This window comes from Paenibacillus sp. JCM 18996 (assembly GCF_055392555.1).
On the sequence record NZ_AP043884.1, the window covers coordinates 2,026,486 to 2,045,895 of the forward strand.

General features: G+C 49.8%; 19 protein-coding genes and 2 tRNA genes. 3 read left to right on the forward strand and 18 right to left on the reverse strand.

Annotated elements, in window-relative coordinates; all coding sequences use genetic code 11:
• Positions 1-362 precede the first annotated feature (362 nt).
• On the forward strand, positions 363-527 hold the full coding sequence (locus tag ACZ5N7_RS10065) for a hypothetical protein (RefSeq protein ID WP_464654047.1): 165 nt from the start codon (positions 363-365) through the stop codon (positions 525-527).
• Between the two features lie 190 nt (positions 528-717).
• Positions 718-2,046 carry an MFS transporter gene (locus ACZ5N7_RS10070; protein WP_464654048.1) on the forward strand — a complete coding sequence of 443 codons (1,329 nt, stop codon included), beginning with the start codon at positions 718-720 and terminating at the stop codon, positions 2,044-2,046.
• Between the two features lie 393 nt (positions 2,047-2,439).
• Here ACZ5N7_RS10070 and ACZ5N7_RS10075 read toward each other — a convergent pair whose 3' ends face one another.
• Together ACZ5N7_RS10075 and ACZ5N7_RS10080 are read right to left on the reverse strand one after the other, a co-directional pair.
• Complete coding sequence (locus ACZ5N7_RS10075) at positions 2,440-3,159, reverse strand: hypothetical protein (protein WP_464654049.1); 720 nt, start codon at positions 3,157-3,159, stop codon at positions 2,440-2,442.
• A gap of 126 nt (positions 3,160-3,285) precedes the next feature.
• Positions 3,286-4,191 (reverse strand): DUF2971 domain-containing protein, encoded by a 906-nt coding sequence (locus tag ACZ5N7_RS10080; protein WP_464654050.1) that lies wholly within the window; start codon positions 4,189-4,191, stop codon positions 3,286-3,288.
• Between the two features lie 164 nt (positions 4,192-4,355).
• On the opposite strand from ACZ5N7_RS10080, the gene ACZ5N7_RS10085 reads away from it, so the two are divergent.
• Positions 4,356-4,679 carry a 2Fe-2S iron-sulfur cluster-binding protein gene (locus tag ACZ5N7_RS10085; protein WP_464654051.1) on the forward strand — a complete coding sequence of 108 codons (324 nt, stop codon included), beginning with the start codon at positions 4,356-4,358 and terminating at the stop codon, positions 4,677-4,679.
• 102 nt (positions 4,680-4,781) lie between these two features.
• Here the strand turns inward: ACZ5N7_RS10085 and ACZ5N7_RS10090 are convergent, their stop codons facing one another.
• From ACZ5N7_RS10090 to ACZ5N7_RS10165, 16 genes are all read right to left on the reverse strand, one after another.
• Positions 4,782-6,041: a multidrug effflux MFS transporter gene (locus ACZ5N7_RS10090; protein WP_464654052.1), complete on the reverse strand. Its 1,260-nt coding sequence runs from the start codon at positions 6,039-6,041 to the stop codon at positions 4,782-4,784.
• Between the two features lie 52 nt (positions 6,042-6,093).
• On the reverse strand, positions 6,094-6,411 hold the full coding sequence (locus tag ACZ5N7_RS10095; protein WP_464654053.1) for a family 4 glycosyl hydrolase: 318 nt from the start codon (positions 6,409-6,411) through the stop codon (positions 6,094-6,096).
• A gap of 168 nt (positions 6,412-6,579) precedes the next feature.
• Positions 6,580-6,975, reverse strand: coding sequence for a MerR family transcriptional regulator (locus tag ACZ5N7_RS10100; protein WP_464654054.1), 396 nt, complete (start codon positions 6,973-6,975; stop codon positions 6,580-6,582).
• A 73-nt stretch (positions 6,976-7,048) separates the two neighbouring features.
• Complete coding sequence (locus tag ACZ5N7_RS10105; protein ID WP_464654055.1) at positions 7,049-8,029, reverse strand: aldo/keto reductase; 981 nt, start codon at positions 8,027-8,029, stop codon at positions 7,049-7,051.
• 485 nt (positions 8,030-8,514) lie between these two features.
• Positions 8,515-8,587 (reverse strand) — tRNA-Arg (locus tag ACZ5N7_RS10110).
• Between the two features lie 9 nt (positions 8,588-8,596).
• Positions 8,597-8,667: transfer RNA gene (locus ACZ5N7_RS10115), tRNA-Gly, on the reverse strand.
• A 215-nt stretch (positions 8,668-8,882) separates the two neighbouring features.
• Positions 8,883-9,614, reverse strand: coding sequence for an MBL fold metallo-hydrolase (locus tag ACZ5N7_RS10120; RefSeq protein ID WP_464654056.1), 732 nt, complete (start codon positions 9,612-9,614; stop codon positions 8,883-8,885).
• A gap of 40 nt (positions 9,615-9,654) precedes the next feature.
• Entirely contained in the window at positions 9,655-10,455 is an 801-nt protein-coding gene (locus ACZ5N7_RS10125) for an ABC transporter ATP-binding protein (protein WP_464654057.1), read from the reverse strand.
• Complete coding sequence (locus tag ACZ5N7_RS10130; protein ID WP_464654058.1) at positions 10,430-11,461, reverse strand: ABC transporter ATP-binding protein; 1,032 nt, start codon at positions 11,459-11,461, stop codon at positions 10,430-10,432. Before ACZ5N7_RS10130 ends, ACZ5N7_RS10125 begins: the two co-directional genes overlap by 26 nt.
• Positions 11,454-12,251: an ABC transporter permease gene (locus ACZ5N7_RS10135; protein ID WP_464654059.1), complete on the reverse strand. Its 798-nt coding sequence runs from the start codon at positions 12,249-12,251 to the stop codon at positions 11,454-11,456. Before ACZ5N7_RS10135 ends, ACZ5N7_RS10130 begins: the two co-directional genes overlap by 8 nt.
• A 21-nt stretch (positions 12,252-12,272) precedes the next feature.
• On the reverse strand, positions 12,273-13,226 hold the full coding sequence (locus tag ACZ5N7_RS10140; protein WP_464654060.1) for an ABC transporter permease: 954 nt from the start codon (positions 13,224-13,226) through the stop codon (positions 12,273-12,275).
• A 31-nt stretch (positions 13,227-13,257) separates the two neighbouring features.
• Positions 13,258-14,826 (reverse strand): ABC transporter substrate-binding protein, encoded by a 1,569-nt coding sequence (locus ACZ5N7_RS10145; RefSeq protein ID WP_464654061.1) that lies wholly within the window; start codon positions 14,824-14,826, stop codon positions 13,258-13,260.
• Positions 14,827-14,845: 19 nt separating this feature from the next.
• On the reverse strand, positions 14,846-15,706 hold the full coding sequence (locus tag ACZ5N7_RS10150; RefSeq protein ID WP_464654062.1) for a MurR/RpiR family transcriptional regulator: 861 nt from the start codon (positions 15,704-15,706) through the stop codon (positions 14,846-14,848).
• Positions 15,699-16,403: an HAD family hydrolase gene (locus ACZ5N7_RS10155; protein WP_464654063.1), complete on the reverse strand. Its 705-nt coding sequence runs from the start codon at positions 16,401-16,403 to the stop codon at positions 15,699-15,701. Before ACZ5N7_RS10155 ends, ACZ5N7_RS10150 begins: the two co-directional genes overlap by 8 nt.
• A gap of 563 nt (positions 16,404-16,966) precedes the next feature.
• A complete protein-coding gene (locus tag ACZ5N7_RS10160) occupies positions 16,967-17,875 on the reverse strand; it encodes an aldo/keto reductase (protein ID WP_464654064.1) in 909 nt (302 codons plus the stop codon).
• A gap of 52 nt (positions 17,876-17,927) precedes the next feature.
• The gene (locus tag ACZ5N7_RS10165; protein WP_464654065.1) at positions 17,928-19,184 is read right to left on the reverse strand and encodes an ATP-binding protein; all 1,257 of its coding nucleotides are present in this window, start codon (positions 19,182-19,184) and stop codon (positions 17,928-17,930) included.
• Positions 19,185-19,410 lie beyond the last annotated feature (226 nt).

Sequence of the window (19,410 nt, forward strand, 5' to 3'; positions counted from 1 at the left end):
AGGATGGACTTTCCTTTGACTAATGCGGACTCGACTGCGAGAGCAAGGCAACCATGCCAATTCTCGCCAGTTGTCCGATACAGCGCATCAGCATAATGGAATTTTTTTCCGCTAAAGCTCTATTTCCCGGAAATTTCCCAAAATTAGCAGAACGCGGTTCCTTTATATCTCGATATTTCGGGTAAAAAGCGTAAAAAAACCAATTCACATAAAATAGCGGAACTAGATTCCGCTATTTTAGTCGATATGTAGCATAACTTGAGAATAGCGGAAAAAATGTACGCTATCGCTTGCGGGCGGCTGCTAGAGCTAGGAGGTTCTGCGAGTGGCAGCTTGAAGGGGCTCCGAGCGGTGGCTATGACATGCTGCGAACGCTGGCTGCAATGTTTGCTGGCGCCGCTTCGAGGTTCTGCAGGCGCTTGCTTGAAGGTGCTGCGGGCGGCCAATTTTCCAAGCTTCGTCTCGTTATCCGAACGCAGCCGAGGCCTTTGTCGCTTGATTCACCGCGGCTTGCCCGCCTTCGCTAATTCTTCTATTTAAACTTGTTCAGTGCAAGAACCGGTTCAATGCTGCCTGTCTCCTTTTGCTAACAAAGCTAATCTCTTTCTATACAAAAATTGGACATCATTTAAACAAAATTGTAATGGATGGACCGGCCCGGATGAGATACAATGAGAGAGATATGTCAAACTTTTGCACGGAGATCCAGGTGACCTCATGAAATCAGAATACAGAGTACTGCGCGGCAACATCCAAAATAATCTGTGGAACGGCATTGCCTGGGCCATCGGCTTTAACTTCGTCACTCCCTTTATCGGAGTGCTCGCCGCCCAATTGGGCGCCACTAACAATGACTATGCGCTGCTTTCCTCGATACCCGCGCTGCTGACCATTCTTATTACCCTGCCGGCCGCCGTCATTATAAGCCGTTTTCGGAAGCAAAAAAGGATCATTGCCGGTATGATTCTTTTGTCCCGTTTCTTTTACTTTTTACTGGTGTTCGTCCCTCTGCTCCATGTTTCTGCGATGATGGCGTTGATCCTGCTCGTCGGCATGTATAATGCCACCAATACGGTCATTGCCGTCGCCTGGCAGTCGATGATGGGTGAAATCATTCCCATCAAGTACCGCAACCGTGTATTTGCACAGCGCAATATCTGGACGGGACTTGTCGGGATGTTGGTGGCTTTTGTGGCGGGGTGGGGGATTGACCGGGTTCCGTATCCGTACGGTTATCAGGCAGCTTTTACCATCGGATTTATCGCAGCTTTGGTGGAGACCTGGTATTTTATGAGGCTGCATATACCAAGCGAGGAACCCGACAGCGCTCCGCGGCAGCCAGCGGAGTCTGCCGCTCATGCCTCTGGTGCCTCTGCCAGCCGTGAGAGCGGCCACGGCAGTTTTGCGCTTCGCAGCGCTATCGGCAAATACAAGCTGAACGCAGGCGTGGCCTACTATTTATTCTGCGTCAGCGCCTTGATCTATATCTTTGCATGGCAGGCGGCTTGGCCGATTTATACAAAAATTAAAGTCGACACGCTGCACGCAACCAATACTATGATCAGTATCGATACGATTGCCGGAGCGATCGGTTCTTTGCTTGGATTTCGCCCGTGGGCCATGCTGTCAGACCGCAAAAGCACGGAATGGACCGTGTTCTGTTCGGCCCTGATGTTAGCGCTTACCCCGATTTTCTGGATTTACGCCCCGAATATGAATTGGGTCTATGTGTATGACTTTATCGGCGGGTTCGCCACGGCGGGCTTTCAGCAGTCGATGTTTAACCGTTTACTGGAAATCGTCCCGGAGCAGGGACGGCAGCGGGCAATCGCGATTTATACGACGCTTTCTCAGATTTCGGCGATTTTTGCTCCCCTCGTGGGCATGAGGCTTTTTTCCTCTGTGTCTTACGAAGCGTGCATGTCAATGATAGGGGCCGCCCGGATCTTCGGCGCGTTATGCTTCCTGGTCATCCTGTCCCCGCTCGTCCTTAACTGGATCCAGCGCAAATCGGTCAATAATAAGACGGATTCGGCTGCCTCTTGACTTTGAGCTGTACAGTAAAAACCAGAGTGTTCGTTAATAGAAATTCACGTCACTCCGGTTTTACCGCACAGCTTTTTTATAATTAGAAAAACCTCTGATTTTGATGGAAGTTTTCCAGGTAAATGCCCCCTCTAGCGATATGAGTCAAATAGATCCATGATTTCCCGTTAACTTATCCCAACGAGCGCCGCAAGGTTATCCATGCGACACTTCTCCCGGAGCGCGTTACGGTGCTGCACGGCGGGTGCACAAACCGTTAAGCCAGGGAAACATAGCTGAAGCTGAATCGTTCCTCCACGATATAACCCGATGGGCGAAGAGCCCTGCAGCCGGTCTGCAGGGCTCTTGCTCTTGTATTGGTTTGCTGAATTTGAATTGGTGTACGGATTGCTATTAGTTTGCGGGTGTCGCGGCTGAGTCGGCAGCTTCAGGCGTTCTTTTTTCATCCTTATGCTTTTTGTCTACAAATTTCGAAATTTTGTCCGTCATGCTGTCTTTGATTTTGCTGACCAGTTGATCCTTCTCGATCCCTTTTGCTTGCGCAATTTCGGAGAGAGATTTACCTGCTTTTAAATCTGCAGCCAGTTCCTGCTGGGTGACCCCGAGGATTTGCGATAACACTGCCCTGTCGGCGAATGGCTCAAAACGGCCTTTTTCATGATGGACATGTTTAACGGTGCTCTCGACTTCTTTCTTCAATCGATCCGCCAATCCGGATTTATGCTTGTCTGCCTGGGCTTGAGTAATCTTGCCTGCAGCCACTGCAGCATCAATCGATTGATTTTCGGCCTCAGTCAGCTTTTGCAGGAGAACTTCCTCGCTCACACCTTTGTCCTGGGAGATTTGAGCCAGCGTTTTGCCTTGCTTCAATTGGTCTATGACCGTTTTCTCATCCACGCCTAGGATAGTTGCGGCTTCTTTAATCATATGAGTTTCATGGCCAAAGCCTTTGTGTTTCCCGTGCTCCGCCTTATTTGGAGAAGCAGCGTCCGCCGTTGTGTTTGTGCTTTCCGCAGCATAAGCCTGGTTATGTAGCACTCCAACCCATCCGCCTCCCAAAATAACTCCGGCTGCCATAGTACCTGCAACGATTTTCTTTTTGATCGAATTCATGCTTTATTCCACCTTTTCTTTGGGTTTGCCTTACAATTAGAAATATAACCCAGGTTTCTTAAAGCGACATGAATGAAAGATGAATATAAACTAAAACTTTGGCTACAAAATGACCGGCATTCAAACTCAATACCTGAGAGGAATTCGGGAACGCTTCACCTTGGCTTCGGAATATCCTTTAGTTTTCAGATAGTAAACCATGCCTTTCTCCGCGATGTCTATGTTCAGCTTCGGGCCAATGGTGATGTCGAAAATGGCGTTGGACTCCCGGCTCCCGGCCGGAATCTCGATATAAGGGATAATGGCTCCGTTCCTGAGCCTGAAACGTACGGTATCGCGCTCCGCGGTGAATACTATGCGGTATTCGTTCTCCTCGGTAAAACACTCGTCTTTGAAAAAGATGGAATACATCTTGCAGCGGTCCAAAATGGCTTCCCTTACGATTTCCGCCGTTTTCAGATGGCTGCAGCCTTTATCCGCCTGTTCCCAGGTATGGTACACTTCATTCAGGTCTTGATATAAAATGTTCCTCTGCTCCTGCTTGTCATAAACTATCCGGCCCATGCACAGCGGCGTGAAACCCTCCTCCCGCCACACCTCAAGCAGGCTGGAATAGTCGAATTGGATGTTGTAGCCGTGGTGGCCGCTGAAATTGGACCAAAGGGTATACGAGTCCGCATGATGTGTGAGCGACAGCACGAAGAGGTCCTGCTCCTGCAGCCATCCCGGATTGTCTATCGTTTCCATAATCCCCGCCAGTATAGCGTAGAACTGCTTGCACCGGAACATTTCATCCTTCTCCGACTTCAATCGCAGCAGAAGGTTTGCGTACACCTGGCGAAGGTAGACGAGCTCCGAGTAATCATTTAGAAAATCACTCTTCGTCACCCATATCGTGCAGTTATCCAGAATGCCCAGCAGCCCTTCGACGCTTGTATAATGATACAGCATGTACTGTTCCGGCTTTTCGGGGATGGGCATGGGACGTTCACGAATAAAAATTCTAAGCTGCTCGATAGTCAAATCGTTCATCTTAATTCCCCCTTGCACAAATGATTACCCGGCGGGAACATGGCGGAATCAAAAGCACATCCTTACAGCGGTCCAGGTAATCAATTTATTTTCATCCTCCATTAACTTGCCCTCGTTTTTTAATGCTTACTTCAGGTAAAATAGAATAGAAAGGAGGAATGCAAATGCCAACGATTAAAGTAGAAGGAAAAGGCTCGTTCCAAGCCGAGGAAGGCAAGAAACTGGTACTTGCGCTGGAGGACAACGGGGTGGATATGCTGCACCGCTGCGGAGGTAACGCAAGATGCACAACTTGCAGAGTGGAAATCCTGGAGGGGATCCCAGGTCCAATGGGTGAAGCGGAAGCGGCTATTCGCGAGACGAAGGGGATAACGGAGCCGAACGTCCGTCTTTCCTGCCAGATCCGCATACATACCGACCTGACCGTGAAGCCGGTGATGACTATATCCGGATCCGGTCTGGAACCGGGCAAGCGGCCTCAAGATTAAACAAGTGATTGCCGGCAACAAAACCGCGCTGCCTTTTCCCCTCCGGGAGGAAAGCAGCGCGGTTTTCTTCAAAATATCGCAGCTTCAGCGTTTTATGGCCGCTTATTTAAGGCCTTTGGAATCATTCTGTCCGCGCCTGGCCAGGAAATAATAACAAAGTGCCGCTCCCACATCCGACGCGGCGATCATAACCCCCATCGGTACCGCTGTGTGGCTGCCGCCCAGACCGACAAGAGGCGCTGCAATTCCGCCGGCGATGAAAGAGATTAACCCCAGCAGGGCCGCAGCGCTGCCCGCCGATTTTTCCTCCTTTTGCATGGCTAGCGTAAAGCTGGTGGAGCCCACGATCCCAATACTGGATACGACCAGGAACAAGGAAGGCATCAGGGCGAACAGCCCCATTCCTGTCATTATACTGGCAAGTGTGGAAACGCCTCCCACAGCGGCTATGCCGAGTCCGAAAACAAGCAGCCTGCTCACATTGATGCGCCCGGCCAATCTGCCGGTGATTTGTCCGGCGACGATGATACCGAAACCGTTGATCGCAAAAAACAAACTGAACATTTGCGGGGACGCCCCAAAAATATCCTGGATGACGAACGGCGATCCCGACACATACGAGAATATGCCGGCAGACACAAGTCCCTGGGCTAAGGCATAACCCATAAAGCTGCGGTCGCTGACGAGCCTGCGAAAGGTAAATAAAGTGTTCCTGATACCGCCTTTGGAACGGCGTTCGTCGACTAGCGTCTCAGGCAAACCGAAAAAAACGATCAGCAGCATGACGACGCCCACAGCCGCCAACAACAGAAAAACTCCCGGCCATGAGGTTATCCGCAGAATCTGTCCGCCTGCAATCGGCGCAAGAATCGGAGCCGTGCCGTTAACAAGCATCAGAAGAGTGAAGAACTTCGTCAGCTCCGGCCCGGAGTATAAATCCCGGACGACTGCGCGGGAAATCACGATCCCTGCGCCTCCGGCCATCCCCTGGATAAACCGCAGCACAATTAATGCCCAGATCGAAGGGCTGAATGCGCATAGCAGCGATGCTGCCGCATAGACTGCGAGCCCTGCCAACAGAGGCCTTCGCCTCCCGTAAACGTCGCTTACGGAACCTGCCAGCAGCTGTCCCATAGATAGCCCTAGCAGGCAGGCCGTCAAGCTCAGCTGGACAAGCGATGTGCTGGCGTGTAAAGTTTTGGAAAGCGTCGGAAAGGAAGGCAGATACATATCGATGGACAGCGGACCAAAAGCAGCCAGCGCCCCTAACACAAAAGCCAGCCACAGCCTGTGTAACCTTATTGCAGGACGGGCTGCAATTTTGACAGTCAATTCGTTTTGAATTCTGTTCATCCTATGCATCCTATCTGTTAGTATAGTTGGTATAAACTCGGCAGCAGGTTTTTATCTTATACTAACTATTCGTCAATCCCAGAAAATTTCCTTTTTTATTCAAAAAGAATCTGCGATCACAACGGCCATCCTGGCAGATAAGCTTTGGTGTATTCAGCATCTGATCAAACAATTCTTTGGCCTCAGCGGGCGGCAAACTTACCAGCGGGTCGTTCACGAAGGCGCGGGAAGCTTTATCCCTATCCGTGCGCAGCGCCGCTTGCAAAGTGGTCTCTTGATTCAGCACATGACGCAGGACGAGATTATTGATTTCAGGCGGCAGCTGGCCAGAAACGACCGGTTTAATGCTGTCACGGCTGAAAATCGCGTTAGTTTCCACAACAGAGCAATACCGTACAGAACCGCCGAAATGAGCACGCCAAACTTCCGGTCGAGAAGCTCAAGACAATCAAAGCCGAAATCGTAATCACAAGGGCCGGTACAATGACAAACGTCTCGCCGTACCTGTCCGAACGGCTCGAGGAATGGTTCCCAAACCCGTTGTAATTCACAAAACAAATCCTGCAGGTCTTTTTAGTGTTTTTTCTTTTTCAACTAATGTCTGTTCATATCTTGCAATTTTATAATCCAGGCGTTCCAACACTTTCTTCATAGCTTCCATGCTTGTTATGAGCTGCTTACGCTGTTTGATCAGGAGTTCTTTTCTAGCCTCAATGGTTTCATCCCCCTGTTGAAACAACCCAACATACTCAATTAAAAGTTCAACAGGAAGTCCTACGCCTCGCATACATTTGATATATTCGACCCACCTGCAGTCTTCTTCCGTGTAATCCCTGATTCCGCTTTTATTGCGGTTCACCCGTGGAATAAGTCCGATGCGTTCATAATAGCGGAGTGTATCCTGTGAGAGATCAAATTTTTCACTTACTTCTGCGATCAACATGCAGATTTCACCTCCTAATTTCAGATCAAGAACGCCCATGAAAATGGTTAGGGCGTTCTTGTCGTTTCTTATATCAAACTGCACCAATTACCGGATGGGGAACATATGGCTCTTCTAGCCACACAATTTCTTCTGGTGTTAACGTAATCGAAAGAGCAGCTACCGCATCCTCGAGATTGGACATTTTCGTAGCACCGATAATGGGAGCTGTTACTGGTTCTTTCTGCAGCAACCAGGCAAGTGCGATTTGAGCTCGGGGAACGCCACGTTTTTCTGCGATTGCTGCAACGCGCTCCACAATCAACCGATCAGTATTTGCAGTCGCATCGTATTTAGATTTCTGAACTTGATCAGTTTCGGAGCGATATGTTGTTTCCGACCAATCACGCGTCAATCTTCCTGATGCGAGCGGGCTATATGGAATCACTCCGATTTTTTCCTCCCTACAAAGCGGCAGCATCTCCCTCTCCTCTTCACGGTATATGAGGTTGTAATGATTCTGCATCGATACAAACCGGGTCCATCCATTTTTCTCAGCTACATGTAACGCCTTCAGAAACTGCCATGCGTACATGGCAGAAGCACCAATGTATCTCGCCTTCCCAGCCTTCACAACATCATGCAATGCTTCCATCGTTTCTTCAATAGGAGTATTGTAATCCCACCGATGGATTTGATAAAGGTCTACGTAATCTGTTCCCAGTCTCTTCAGGCTCTTATCAATTTCACTCATGATTGCCTTTCGGGAAAGACCAGCACCATTTGGACCTTGATGCATACGGAAATGAACCTTTGTCGCGAGGACAATTTCATCACGATTGGCATAATCCTTTAGAGCACGTCCAACAATTTCCTCGCTTGTTCCGTCTGAATATACATTCGCCGTATCAAAAAAATTGATGCCAAGCTCAAGGGCTTTTTTAATAATAGGACGACTGCGCTCTTCATCAAGTACCCATGGATGAACCCACCGCTCTGCTACACCAAAGCTCATACAGCCAAGACAAAGCCGAGATACATCCAAGCCGGTATTCCCAAGTTTCACATATTCCATTTGATTGTTCCTCACTTTGCAATAGATATTATTTCCTTCAAATGTAGTTTACTCCTTGGAGTTAACTCCAAGTCAAGCGATTCTAGCAGCAAGCGAAATAGTTCGTCTGTAAAGGCCTCAAATTCGTCCTCATCTTGCTACGGTGATTTATCGAATAGCGATTCACCTGATTTTTCGCGGTTAGAGATTCCTTTGTATTTAATGCGACCGTTCGTCATGTATAAAACGTATTCTCGCGCTATGATCGGTGTTATTTCGCGTAGCTGTATGCCGGGATGCACAGGCGTCAATCCAATAACGGAAATACCGCCAGTGTGCTTTGTAGTCTGCTAACGTTCGCTCACGCATACCTTCGGCTTTCTTAACGTTATAAAACAAACCGAAGGCATTGTCCAAATCGTAATCTAACGCTTGTTGTTTTATTAGCCTATCGTCACATTCAACATACGAAAAACGTTGATCTGACAAGATTTTTAACGGGAAAACGTCCTAGAAGGGATTCGAAACCTGATACACGGTTTAGAAGGCCGTTGCTCTATCCAGCTGAGCTACTAAGACAAATGACTAAGCGGATGATGGGAATCGAACCCACGCCACCAGCTTGGGAAGCTGGAGTTCTGCCATTGAACTACATCCGCGCACTTTTTCCATGGTGGGAATTAACACGGCATGCTCAAAACCACAGCATCTAACTAGTGCTTCCCTCGTATGACGTTGTACATTGACATCACCCGGGGACAATTAATTTATCATATCACGTCTATGCTATCCATTTAGTTGCAGTTCGTTGAAAAAAAGGAAATCCCTCGAATTAAAAAACACTATCCTTATATTTCAGGACAGTGCCTTAAGGTTAAAGCGTGATGCGCATACCTGATCTTGCCATTTCGACCGGCCCAGCAAACGTCCGGGAAGCTTGCTCAACCAACAATTCTCTGTCGCCATAATGAGGCAGATGTGTAAGGATCAACCTCCCCGCGCGGGCTAATTGAGCAATTTTCCCGGCTTCGGGTGCAGTGCAGTGACCGATTTTATCGCCATTCTGGCCGTCGTACAGACTTGATTCGCAGATGAGCAGGTCGCAGTCCGCAGCGAAATCCGCCAGTCTTTCGTCGAATGCCGTATCCCCCGTATACACCATATGTTTCCCTTCCGATTCAATCCGGATCGCCAGGTTGTACTCGGGATGAACGGTTCCCTGGAAGCGGAACTTGAGACCGGCTATTTCCAGATCTTCTTTCTCCTGTATCAGGTGCCCTTTCGTATAGGATTCGTAGGAAAGTTTGAAGAAATGCCCGGACTGGTCGTGCCCATAGATGGGAAGCGGACGGCTCATTTTCCCGAGCTGGGTCGCGATCAGAGCCGAATACTGCAAGCAGCCCAAGTCAGCTATATGATCCGCATGATAGTGGGTTAAAACGACGGCGTCCAGGTCTTCGATCTGTGTATGACGAAATAATTGGGCGAGCACTCCGCTTCCGCAGTCCAGCAAAATACGCCGGTTTGCGGATTCGAGCAGCAGCCCTGCCGTCGCTTCGCCGGCTTCAGGGTATGCCCCCCAGCAGCCTAGAATTGTTATGTTCATTATGCTCTTCTCCTGACTTCTATAACTACTCCAGCGATATTCAATTAAATACGGGCTTCGGAATCGATTCAATCAGCCGTCTCGTATAAGGCACGACGGACTCCTCAAAAATGTAACGCGCGGAGCCTCTGTCCACGATTTGACCCTGGTTCATGACCAGAATAGAATCGCAGATCAACCGCACTACATGCAGATCGTGTGATATAAATAAACAGGTGATCCCGTACTCGCGCTGAAGGTCTTTTAACAGCAAAAGCACCTGCGTCTGCAAGGAGACATCCAGCGCGGATACGATCTCATCGCAGACAAGCAGCTTCGGTTTCAGCCCCAAGGCCCTCGCTATGCCAACTCTTTGGCACTGTCCTCCGCTTAATTCCGCCGGTCTTCTATGCCCGAATTCTTCCGGCAATCCGACTTCCCGCATAAGCTTATATGTTTCCTTCCGCAGCACTTCCCGGGACGCATACATCCGGTGGATCTTCATCGGTTCCGATATCAATTCCTCGACATTCATCCGGGGGTTGAGACTTTCAACGGAATTTTGGAAAATGACCTGCATGTCGCGCCTGACAAGCCTCCGTTGCTCCGAATTAGCCCCGGCAATGTCGATTCCTTTATAATAAATTTTCCCCGCTTCAGGCTGCTTTAGACCAAGAATAAGCTCTCCTAATGTGGACTTGCCGCTTCCGCTTTCTCCGACGATGCCGATCGTCGTGCCTTGTTCGACATGAAAACTGATTCGGTCCACTGCGGTAAAAGTCTCTTTTTTGCCCCATAATCTTTTGTGCGTGTAGCTTTTAACCACACCTTCCACCTCAAGCAAACTTTGATGGTTTGGCATCTGCCCCGCCTCCCTTCTCAAAGTGCACTAACGGATGATGGCATGCCGCCCTGTGCAGCATTTCCTTGGTACAGGAAACCGGCACGGGGCTTGGCTCCACGGCTAGGCACCGCTCCTGTCTGTACGCGCACCGCTCATGAAAAACGCAGCCTTGACCGGCTGCAGTCTGCGCCTGTACGCTGCCGGGAATACCTCTCAAATCGTCAAGTGAATCGTGCAGTGAAGGTGTCGCCCGAAAAAGGGCTTCCGTGTAAGGATGCGCGGGCGATGAAAATATATTGGCCGCTGGAGCTTGTTCTGCGATCCGGCCGGCGTACATGACCGTAATATCGTCGCAGATTTGTCCGAGCAGCCCCAAGTCGTGGCTGATGATTAACAGCGACAGACTGTATTTCTCGCGAAAATCGTTCAATAATTTCAGTATTTGCGCCTGCACTGTCACATCCAGGGCGGTTGTGGGCTCGTCCGCAATCAGCAGGGACGGACGGCACATCATTGCCGCCGCAATGATGACGCGCTGTCTCATCCCGCCGCTTAAACGGTGCGGATATTCGTTAAAAACGCGGTTCAGGTCACGAATCCCCACTTGTTCGAGCAGATCGAAAGCCCAGTCCCGGACGCTTGCTTTCGACTCGTGCGGATAATGGAATCGATAGCCGTCCATCATCTGTTCCCCGATCGTAAGGGTCGGACTTAACGACGTCATCGGGTTCTGCGGCACAAAGGCAATTTTGCGGCCGAGGAAGTTACGGTTGAACGCCGCATCCTTTATATCGAGAAAAGACTCCCCGTCCAGCGACGCGTTCCCCGAAACGAGCCGCACGGTAGGCGGCAGTAGCCTCGCCATCGCTTTGGCGGTAATCGATTTTCCCGAACCGGATTCGCCGGCGATACCCATCACTTTGCCGGCGCCGAGCTGGAAGGAGAAGTCGCGGACAAAAGGCTGCCAGCCCCGTTCCGTCTTAACTTCAACGGTGAGTCCTTCCACCATGACCCCTTTATTCATGCGATCCCCTCCCTTTGCGAAGCGAATCTCCGATCAAGTTTCCGCCCAGCGCCGTCATGATCAACGCCAGCCCGGGAATAAACGGAAACCAAGGGGCGAGCGCCATAAATTTGCGCGATTCCTCCAACATTCCGCCCCAACTGGCCTCCGGTAGCTGAATGCCCAGTCCCAGAAAGGATAAAGAAGCTTCCGTCAAAATGGCAATGCCGAAGCTGGAAGTGGCTTGAGCAAGCAGACGATGAAAGGAGGCGGGCAGGATATGCCGAAATAAAATATACCCCGCTCCCGCGCCGTACGTGTGTGCCGCTTTGACGAATAGCGCCTGTTTGGTCTCCATGACCATTCCATACGAAAGACGGGCGAACACCGGAATGTTAAACAGGGCTATGGCCGCGAGGGCGTTGATTTTACCCGCACCCATCACTGCAATGATCATCATGGCGAGAAGCAGATGCGGGAAAGCGAATAATCCGTCGACGAACCGCATCAAGATCTCGCTGCCCCAGCCCCGCAGATAGCCTCCGATACCGCCTATCAAACTTCCGGCAAGCCCGCCGAGAAGGACGGAAACCAGTCCGACCTCATAAGCGTTTTTCGAGGCTACCATTATTCGGCTTAACACGTCACGCCCGAATTGGTCCGTTCCTAACCAGTGGCTCGCATCCGGCTTCGCCAGCCGAAACGCCATATTCATCTGGTTCGCATCATGCGGCGTATAGAACAGGGCAGTCAAGGCCAGCAACGCCGTTATGGAAACGAGAGTCACTCCGAGATATCTCCATACTATCATAATTATTCCCGCTTTCTGTATTTACACCGTTAAAGTCTGCTCCATCCTGGGATCAAGCTTACGGTACAGCATTTCAAGGCCAAGGTTTAGGCATACGATCATCCCGGTTACAAATAAAACCAACCCTTCGAGCAGCATCGCGTCCCTTTGCTGTACAGCTACAAGTATCAATCTGCCTATGCCCGGGATCGCGAAGATCTCTTCGATTACAATCGCGCCGGCCAAGAGGCCGCCAATCTGCAGTCCGATCAAAGTAACCGGAGCGATCAAGGCGTTGCGCAGTCCATAGCGGAAGTACAAGCGAAATGCACTGATGCCCTTGCTTCTGGCAAAGTAAACATAATCTTGAGACAGCACCTCCAGCATGGAAGCGCGCACCATGCGAAGCAGAACACCCGTTTCAATGATGGAAAGAGACAGGGAAGGGAGGACTAGACTTTTTATAAACCCGCCGGGGCTCTCTCCCATACCAACGTAGCCGCCTGGCGGAAACCAGGGAAGATAAATGGAAAAACCGATGATGAGTACAATAGCGACCCAAAATGACGGAACCGCCATCCCCAGCTGCATCAATATCCTGCATACGTAATCGGCCAACCGGTTCGCATGCACCGCAGCCAGCACTCCAAGAGGCAGCGCGAGCACAACACTGATAAACAGGCTGAATACCACTAAAGAAACAGTGGCCGGCAGCCGCTCGGCAATCAAGCCGGCCACCGGTTTGCCATAAACCGACGACTGTCCCAAATCTCCTGCCAGCACATGACCCAGCCAATGTAAATATCGGACAGGCCAAGGCCGGTCCAATCCCAATTGATGCCGAAGCTCCTGCACCGCCTCCGGGGAACCGTCCATGCCGAGCTTGATCTGCGCGGCATCCCCCGGCACGATCTGGAGAAAGAAAAAGACAAGGAACGATACGGTCAACATGAGCCCTAAAGCGCCTGTCAACTTTTTAATGAAAATTTGCGGCATCGTATCTTTCCTCCCAATATTCCGAAACTTATTATTTATTCAAATACACTGTCGATAATTCGTAAATGTCTATCGGATAAGTTTCAAGCCCCGTCACTTTCTTGCCGGTTCCAAGCAGCGTTCTCGGAGTCTGCAGGTAGACGGCCGGCACGTCTTTGGCCAGCTGCTCCTGGATGGATGCGTAAATATTTTTCCGCTCAGCTTTGTCCGTTACTGTCCTGCCTTTTTTGAGGGCTTCGTCGACCGCCGGATTTTTATAATTCATATAGTTTTCTTTATTGGCGGACTCGTACCGGCTGAGCATCGCGTCAGGATCCAAACGCCCGGTGTGCGAAATGACGGTCATTTGATAATTCCGTCCCGTATACACGTCCTTCACCCATTTGCCCCAATCCACCGTCTCCAGCTTCACATTGATACCGATTTGTTTAAGCTGGTCCGCAATCACCTGTCCTGCTTTTACGTGGATCGCATAAGGCTGGGGCAGCGACAGCGTGATGTCAAAGCCTTTCTCAAAGCCCGCTTCTTTCAGCAGCGCTTTTGCTTTAGCTATATCGGTCTTCCACACATTGTTCTTGTCGGCATAAAAGGGGTCCGCGGGAGACATATGGCTTCCGATCGGATCGCCAAATCCCCAGTTGGAACCGGCGATAACCACATTTTTGTCAACAGCCAGATTAATTGCTTGTCTAACCTTCAAATTATCAAGCGGAGCGACCGAGTTGTTCATGGTCAGAATTTGAACGGCGTTGGAAGGCTTCGTAACCAGGCTCAGGTTGGAATCCTTCTTTACTTGATCGGCTTGTTCCCCGTCCACGGTGGCTACATCGATCTGCCCGCTTTTCAAATTGATCAGCTGTGTCGCTGTGTCGGGCATGACCCGAAACTCGGCGCTGTCCAGATAAGGGCGGTCCTTCATATAAAAAGATTTGTTTTTCTCTAGTACTACTTTTTGCTGCGGGGTCCACTCTTTAAATGCAAACGCTCCTGTGCCGACCGGATGCGTCTTCAGCTGGTCCACAGCTTCTTTGGGGACGATGGCGGACCAAGGCATGGCGAGCGAGGAAAGAAAAGGCGTATTTGCGTCTTTCAGTTTTATGGTTACTTTCGAGGAACCGTCAACGGAAATATCTTCGATCAGGGCATAATCGCCCGCGCGAGGGCTGCCTTTCTCCATCAAACGCTGCAGGGAAAACTTTACGTCCTCCGCCGTAAATTTTCTTCCGTTATGGAACTGTACATCGTCGCGAAGCTCAAACACCCAAATCTTGCCGTCAGCCGAAGGCGTCCATTTCAAAGCAAGGCGCGGAATAAGATTGCCGTTCGGGTCGGTCCCCACAAGCGTGTCAAAAATGCTGTTGGTCACCTGGAACGTTGAAGCGGATACGGTGCGCTGAGGATCCAGACCGTCCACATCATTTTGTACCGCTATTCGAAGCGTGCCTCCTTGCTGCGGGGCGGAAGCGGCTTTCTCGGGTTTCGAGCCCTTATCGGAAGCGCCGCTCGATGGTTGAGCGTTTTGCCCGCATCCGGCCAAAAGGGCTGCCGTCAATAAACAGACTGTCAAGAGTTTTCCGTGCTTTTTGGTAAACCGTGTCATTGGTTTCATCTCCTAATGTTTAATTCCATTGATATATTTCACGGAGTTCTTTGAGGCTTTGCTCCATTTTTTCCAAATGCTCCAACACCCGTTCTTTGCAAAGGTGGCTGACGGCTTGAATCAGGCTGTTGCTGAGCGACAACGGGGCCGTGTAAGAATCCAGGAACCCGTCCGAAGATGTAGCTGCAAAAAGCGACACATCCGCAAATTGGCAAAACGGAGAAATCGGACTGTCCGTGATAACCACGATTTGGGCCCCGCGCTGCCTGGCCATTTCTACCCCCTTCAGCAGAATATGGGAATATCTTGGAAACCCCGCCGCCAAAAATAAATCCCCGGGTTCCAGGACGGCGACTCTTTCAGCGACATCTCCCTGCTGGATCAGCGAACAATTGCCCAGCATAAAATGCAGGCTGTACGCGAGAAACCCGCTGACGGAGAGACTGGCTTTCCACCCGGCCGCGTGGATGCGTTTGGCTTTGCAGATCAAGTCGGCGGCAGCCCAAATCTGTACATTTTGCTGGAGGTCAAGCGTCTTTTGCAAATTTTCAATGTCAGTCAGCTGCGCTTGATCCGGCTTGAATAACTGCCCCCGGGAGGTCTCGGTAGAGCTTTTCAAACGCACGATCGTGCGATTTTCCATAACTTTGGATTTCAGGAATTCCTGCATATCCGAAAAACTGTTGAAATCCAGGGCAGTCGCCAGCCGATGCACCGTTGCCTCGCTCACCCCGGAAATTTCACCGATTCGCGACGCCGAAAGAAACGCTGTACCGACCCAGTCCCGCCTGATTTCGGCCGCGACCTTTTTCATGCTTTTGCTCAGACCGCCGAACTTGTTATCGATAATGGCTTCAATTGTTGATTCCCGTCTATCCAACTTCTTCGTTCTCCCTGTCCAGGTTTTCCTGTAGAAAACGAATGTCTCTGATCACGGTCTGGTTCCGGATTTCTTCAATCCCGAAGCGTTCAAACCGGTTAATAAGCAAGGACGCTATCCCCGCATTTCCCGCTCCGACGCAATCGTCGTAAAAGTTGTCTCCTACATATAAGGCTTCGGACGGTTTGGACTGCATGCGCTTAAGAGCCAGTTGAAAAATTTGGGGATCCGGTTTCTCGCAGCCCGCTTCGGAAGATACGATGATTTCATCGAAATAGCGTTCCAGTTTGAATTTGCCCAAAATCTCCCGCGCCGTTTGATCCCAATTGGACAGCAGAAACAGACGATAGCCCTGCGATTTCAGCTTGTCCAAAACCTCATGGGTCCACGGGTATACGGCCCAATGCCGTTCACGGTCCTTCGCTTCCGCAAGAGTCCTGCAAAAATCAAACAAATTGACGGATACACCCAAATGATAGTTGACAGTTCCCGTATACCATGGAAAATATGTATCTGCTTGTTTGCCCAGCACCCCCCCAAACTCTCTCATGAACAATTTGTCCGCCCAATGCTGGGCCCGCTCGATGCTCTCTAAAGAACGGTGGATGCCGATGCTTTTTAACGCCTCCTGATAGGGCTTTTCTCTTTCCAAATAAAGAAGCGTGTAGCCCAAATCGAATCCGATTACTTTTTTCAACCCAGTTCCACTCCAATTCTTTCCGGTTGTGTAGACTACATTTTACATTCAATGAAGGATTGGCTACATTTTTTATAGTAATCCTGCTTTGTCATCCCGGTGTTAATTGTTTTTAAATAAATTGTTAAGCGAACTGTGTACTGATTAAGCGAAAAAAATCGCCTGGCGGCGTCCTGTAGATCATTGCAGTAAATCAAATTATTGCTCGGTTATCCACAGAACTTGCTTCCGCATAGTTTCCTATACAACAAAAAAACCAGCTGCTCTTGCGCAGCCGGTTGTGGAATATTTGGTACTATCAAATTTTGCTTTCTTTCGTGTGAGAGTCTCTCTCTTCATCTGCGCAATCAAAACATACCAACGATTTATCCTCCAGAACTATACCGTCCAGAAACCCGTCGCGACAGAAAATCTGCTTCCGGCACTTTGCGCAATGACCGACAAATTCCTGCATGCTTGCCACCTCCTCAGCTGAAGTGAACGTGATTGCTTCGACCGGACTGTGCAGCATAACGCGTGCTGTGTGTAGGCCCGGTGCCGCGTGAGCAGTCCGGGACAGCAGCCTAGCGGTGCTGGGCGTAGCGGCCCGGTTTGCTTATCCTGCGGATTGCCTCGCATACCTGCGGTGGGAGCGGCTGTACGTCACCCGCTTGAATATTGTGCAAAAGCTGATGCAACGTGCTCGCTCCGGGTATAACGGTGGCAACGGCGGGATGCGACAGCGGGTAGCGCAGAGCGGTTTGTGTGAGATTCGTTCCGCCGTCTAGCAGCGTAATCAGCTTCCCGTGGAGCTCCAGCAGCTCTTCCCTGGTGTAGTCCAGGAAGCCGTTGTCCGCTTTAGCATAGCCGTTGTCGGTCAAAATCCCTTTAGCCAGCGGCCCCCGCGCTATCAGACTAATCCCATGCTCGTCCAGAAGAGGCAGCACTTCCTCCTCCGGCCGACTGTCCAAAATACTGTATTGGCTCATTACGCTTACAATGTTCGACCGCTTCACGTATTCCCGGATTACATTGGGGCGTATGGAGGAAATTCCGTAATAACGAATGACTCCTTCTTGCTTGAGCTCTTCAAAAGCTTCTATGGTTTCGTCAATCGGGTCATCCAAAGTGCCTCCGTGCAGCTGATATAAATCGATAAAATCGGTTTGGAGCCGCCTGAGGCTTTGCTTCACCGCCGTTTTTATGTATGCTTTCGACGGGTCCCACGTCCATCCTTCCTTACCGGCTTCTCTGCGATTGCCGACCTTGGTCGCCAAAATAACATCCGCGCGCCGATCCCGAATCGCCTTGCCGACAATCTCTTCATTGCGTCCTTCATCGTACAAATCGGAGGTATCCAGAAAGTTTACGCCCCGGTCTAGGGCTGCATGTATAACGGCAACCCCCTTTGACTCATCGGTTCCCAAAGACATGCAGCCGAATCCTATCTCACTGACATACAACTCGGATGACCCCAAACGATTGATCTTCATTGCATTGCTCCTTTCTTTGTTCGTTTATCGGCAGCCGGGCGAGCAAGCGCGACTAAACTGCAGGGAAGCTGATATTATATTCCGTGCCCTTTCCGGGCTCGCTCTTTATATCGATTTTCCCGTCCATCTTTCTGATGATACCAAACGATACCATGGTGCCGAGACCGGTTCCTTTTTCTTTTGTCGAGTAATAGGGGGTGCCCAGTCTGTTGATCTGCTGCTCCGTCATCCCGACTCCCGTGTCGCACACGGTCAGTACAACGGCCTCACCCGCCGCGTTCAGCTTGAAATCCAGAACTCCGCCCTCCGGCATCGCCTCGATCGCATTTTTTCCGATATTGATTAACGCCTGGCGAAGCTTGTACCTGTCTCCTCTAATAAAAATTAGCCTATTTTCCAATAAATCCACGTGTATCTGCACGTTTTTGTAATTGGCGTAAGTCCAAAGAATATTCGAGACATATTTGATTTCGGCGTTGATATCTATCTTCTCGATGTGGTCCGGATCCGGTTTGGCAAGCGAAAGATAGTCCGAAATAATAAGCTGCGCCCGGTCCAGCTCCTCAAGGGATATTTTTTGATAAAACTCCCTTCTGTCCTGAGTCAGCTTATCGCTTCCCATCAGTTGTATAAAACCTCTCACGGCGGTCAGCGGGTTTCGGATTTCATGGGCCACCGATGCCGCTATATCGCTTACAATTTTTATTTTCTCGCTTTTGATAATTTCATCCTGCATAATAAAATATTTGTTCACCGACTCCAGCAGATACACATATAAACCGACAATGAACGCTTGCAAAAGAAAAGTTTCCAGATGCCGAAGCGGATAATTATATAAAAGTTGAAGGTTGGAAGTCAATGAGAGGAAGATCGTGAACGTCAGCAATTTAATAGATGAGCATATAATAATCGAATCAATCACTTTACGGTATACTTTCAGGGAATGCCATGTTTTCATATACCAAATTACTATGAAATAGGTTGGCAGCAATGCAATACAGTATAAAAGATTGCTGGGATTCTCCATAACGTAACGATACAGCACTAGGGTTATGTACAGCATTATTGCGACCTGCGGCCCTCCGTATAAAAAACCAATCGTCAAAGGGATGGAACGCAAATCATAAATTAATCCGTTTAATTTCAAAGGAAAGGACATGGTCGATAGGAGCGGCACAGCAAAAAGGATATATAGTAAGAAGCGATGAAGCAGGAGGTTGCTCCTAGCTTTAAGGGTATATGGATAAAACACCAGCGGAAAAAAAATAAAGAATATATTCAATAGGAAGTCTTTATGATAATTGATCATTGGTTAATCCCCATATCTGTAAGCTTTGGGTGCTAATTTCTACCATAGTTATAGTAACATTGGCGGAATGGGTTGTCACGCATGATTTACAGCCGTTTGGAGAAAAATGAAAAGCGCCCAAGGCATCAGGTCGCTGCCACAGCTGCTGACATGCCTGACAAGCCTTGGGCGCGGCGCCGAACCTTCTACCTCCTTGGGGCTGCAACGCCACGACGCGCGCCGGGAG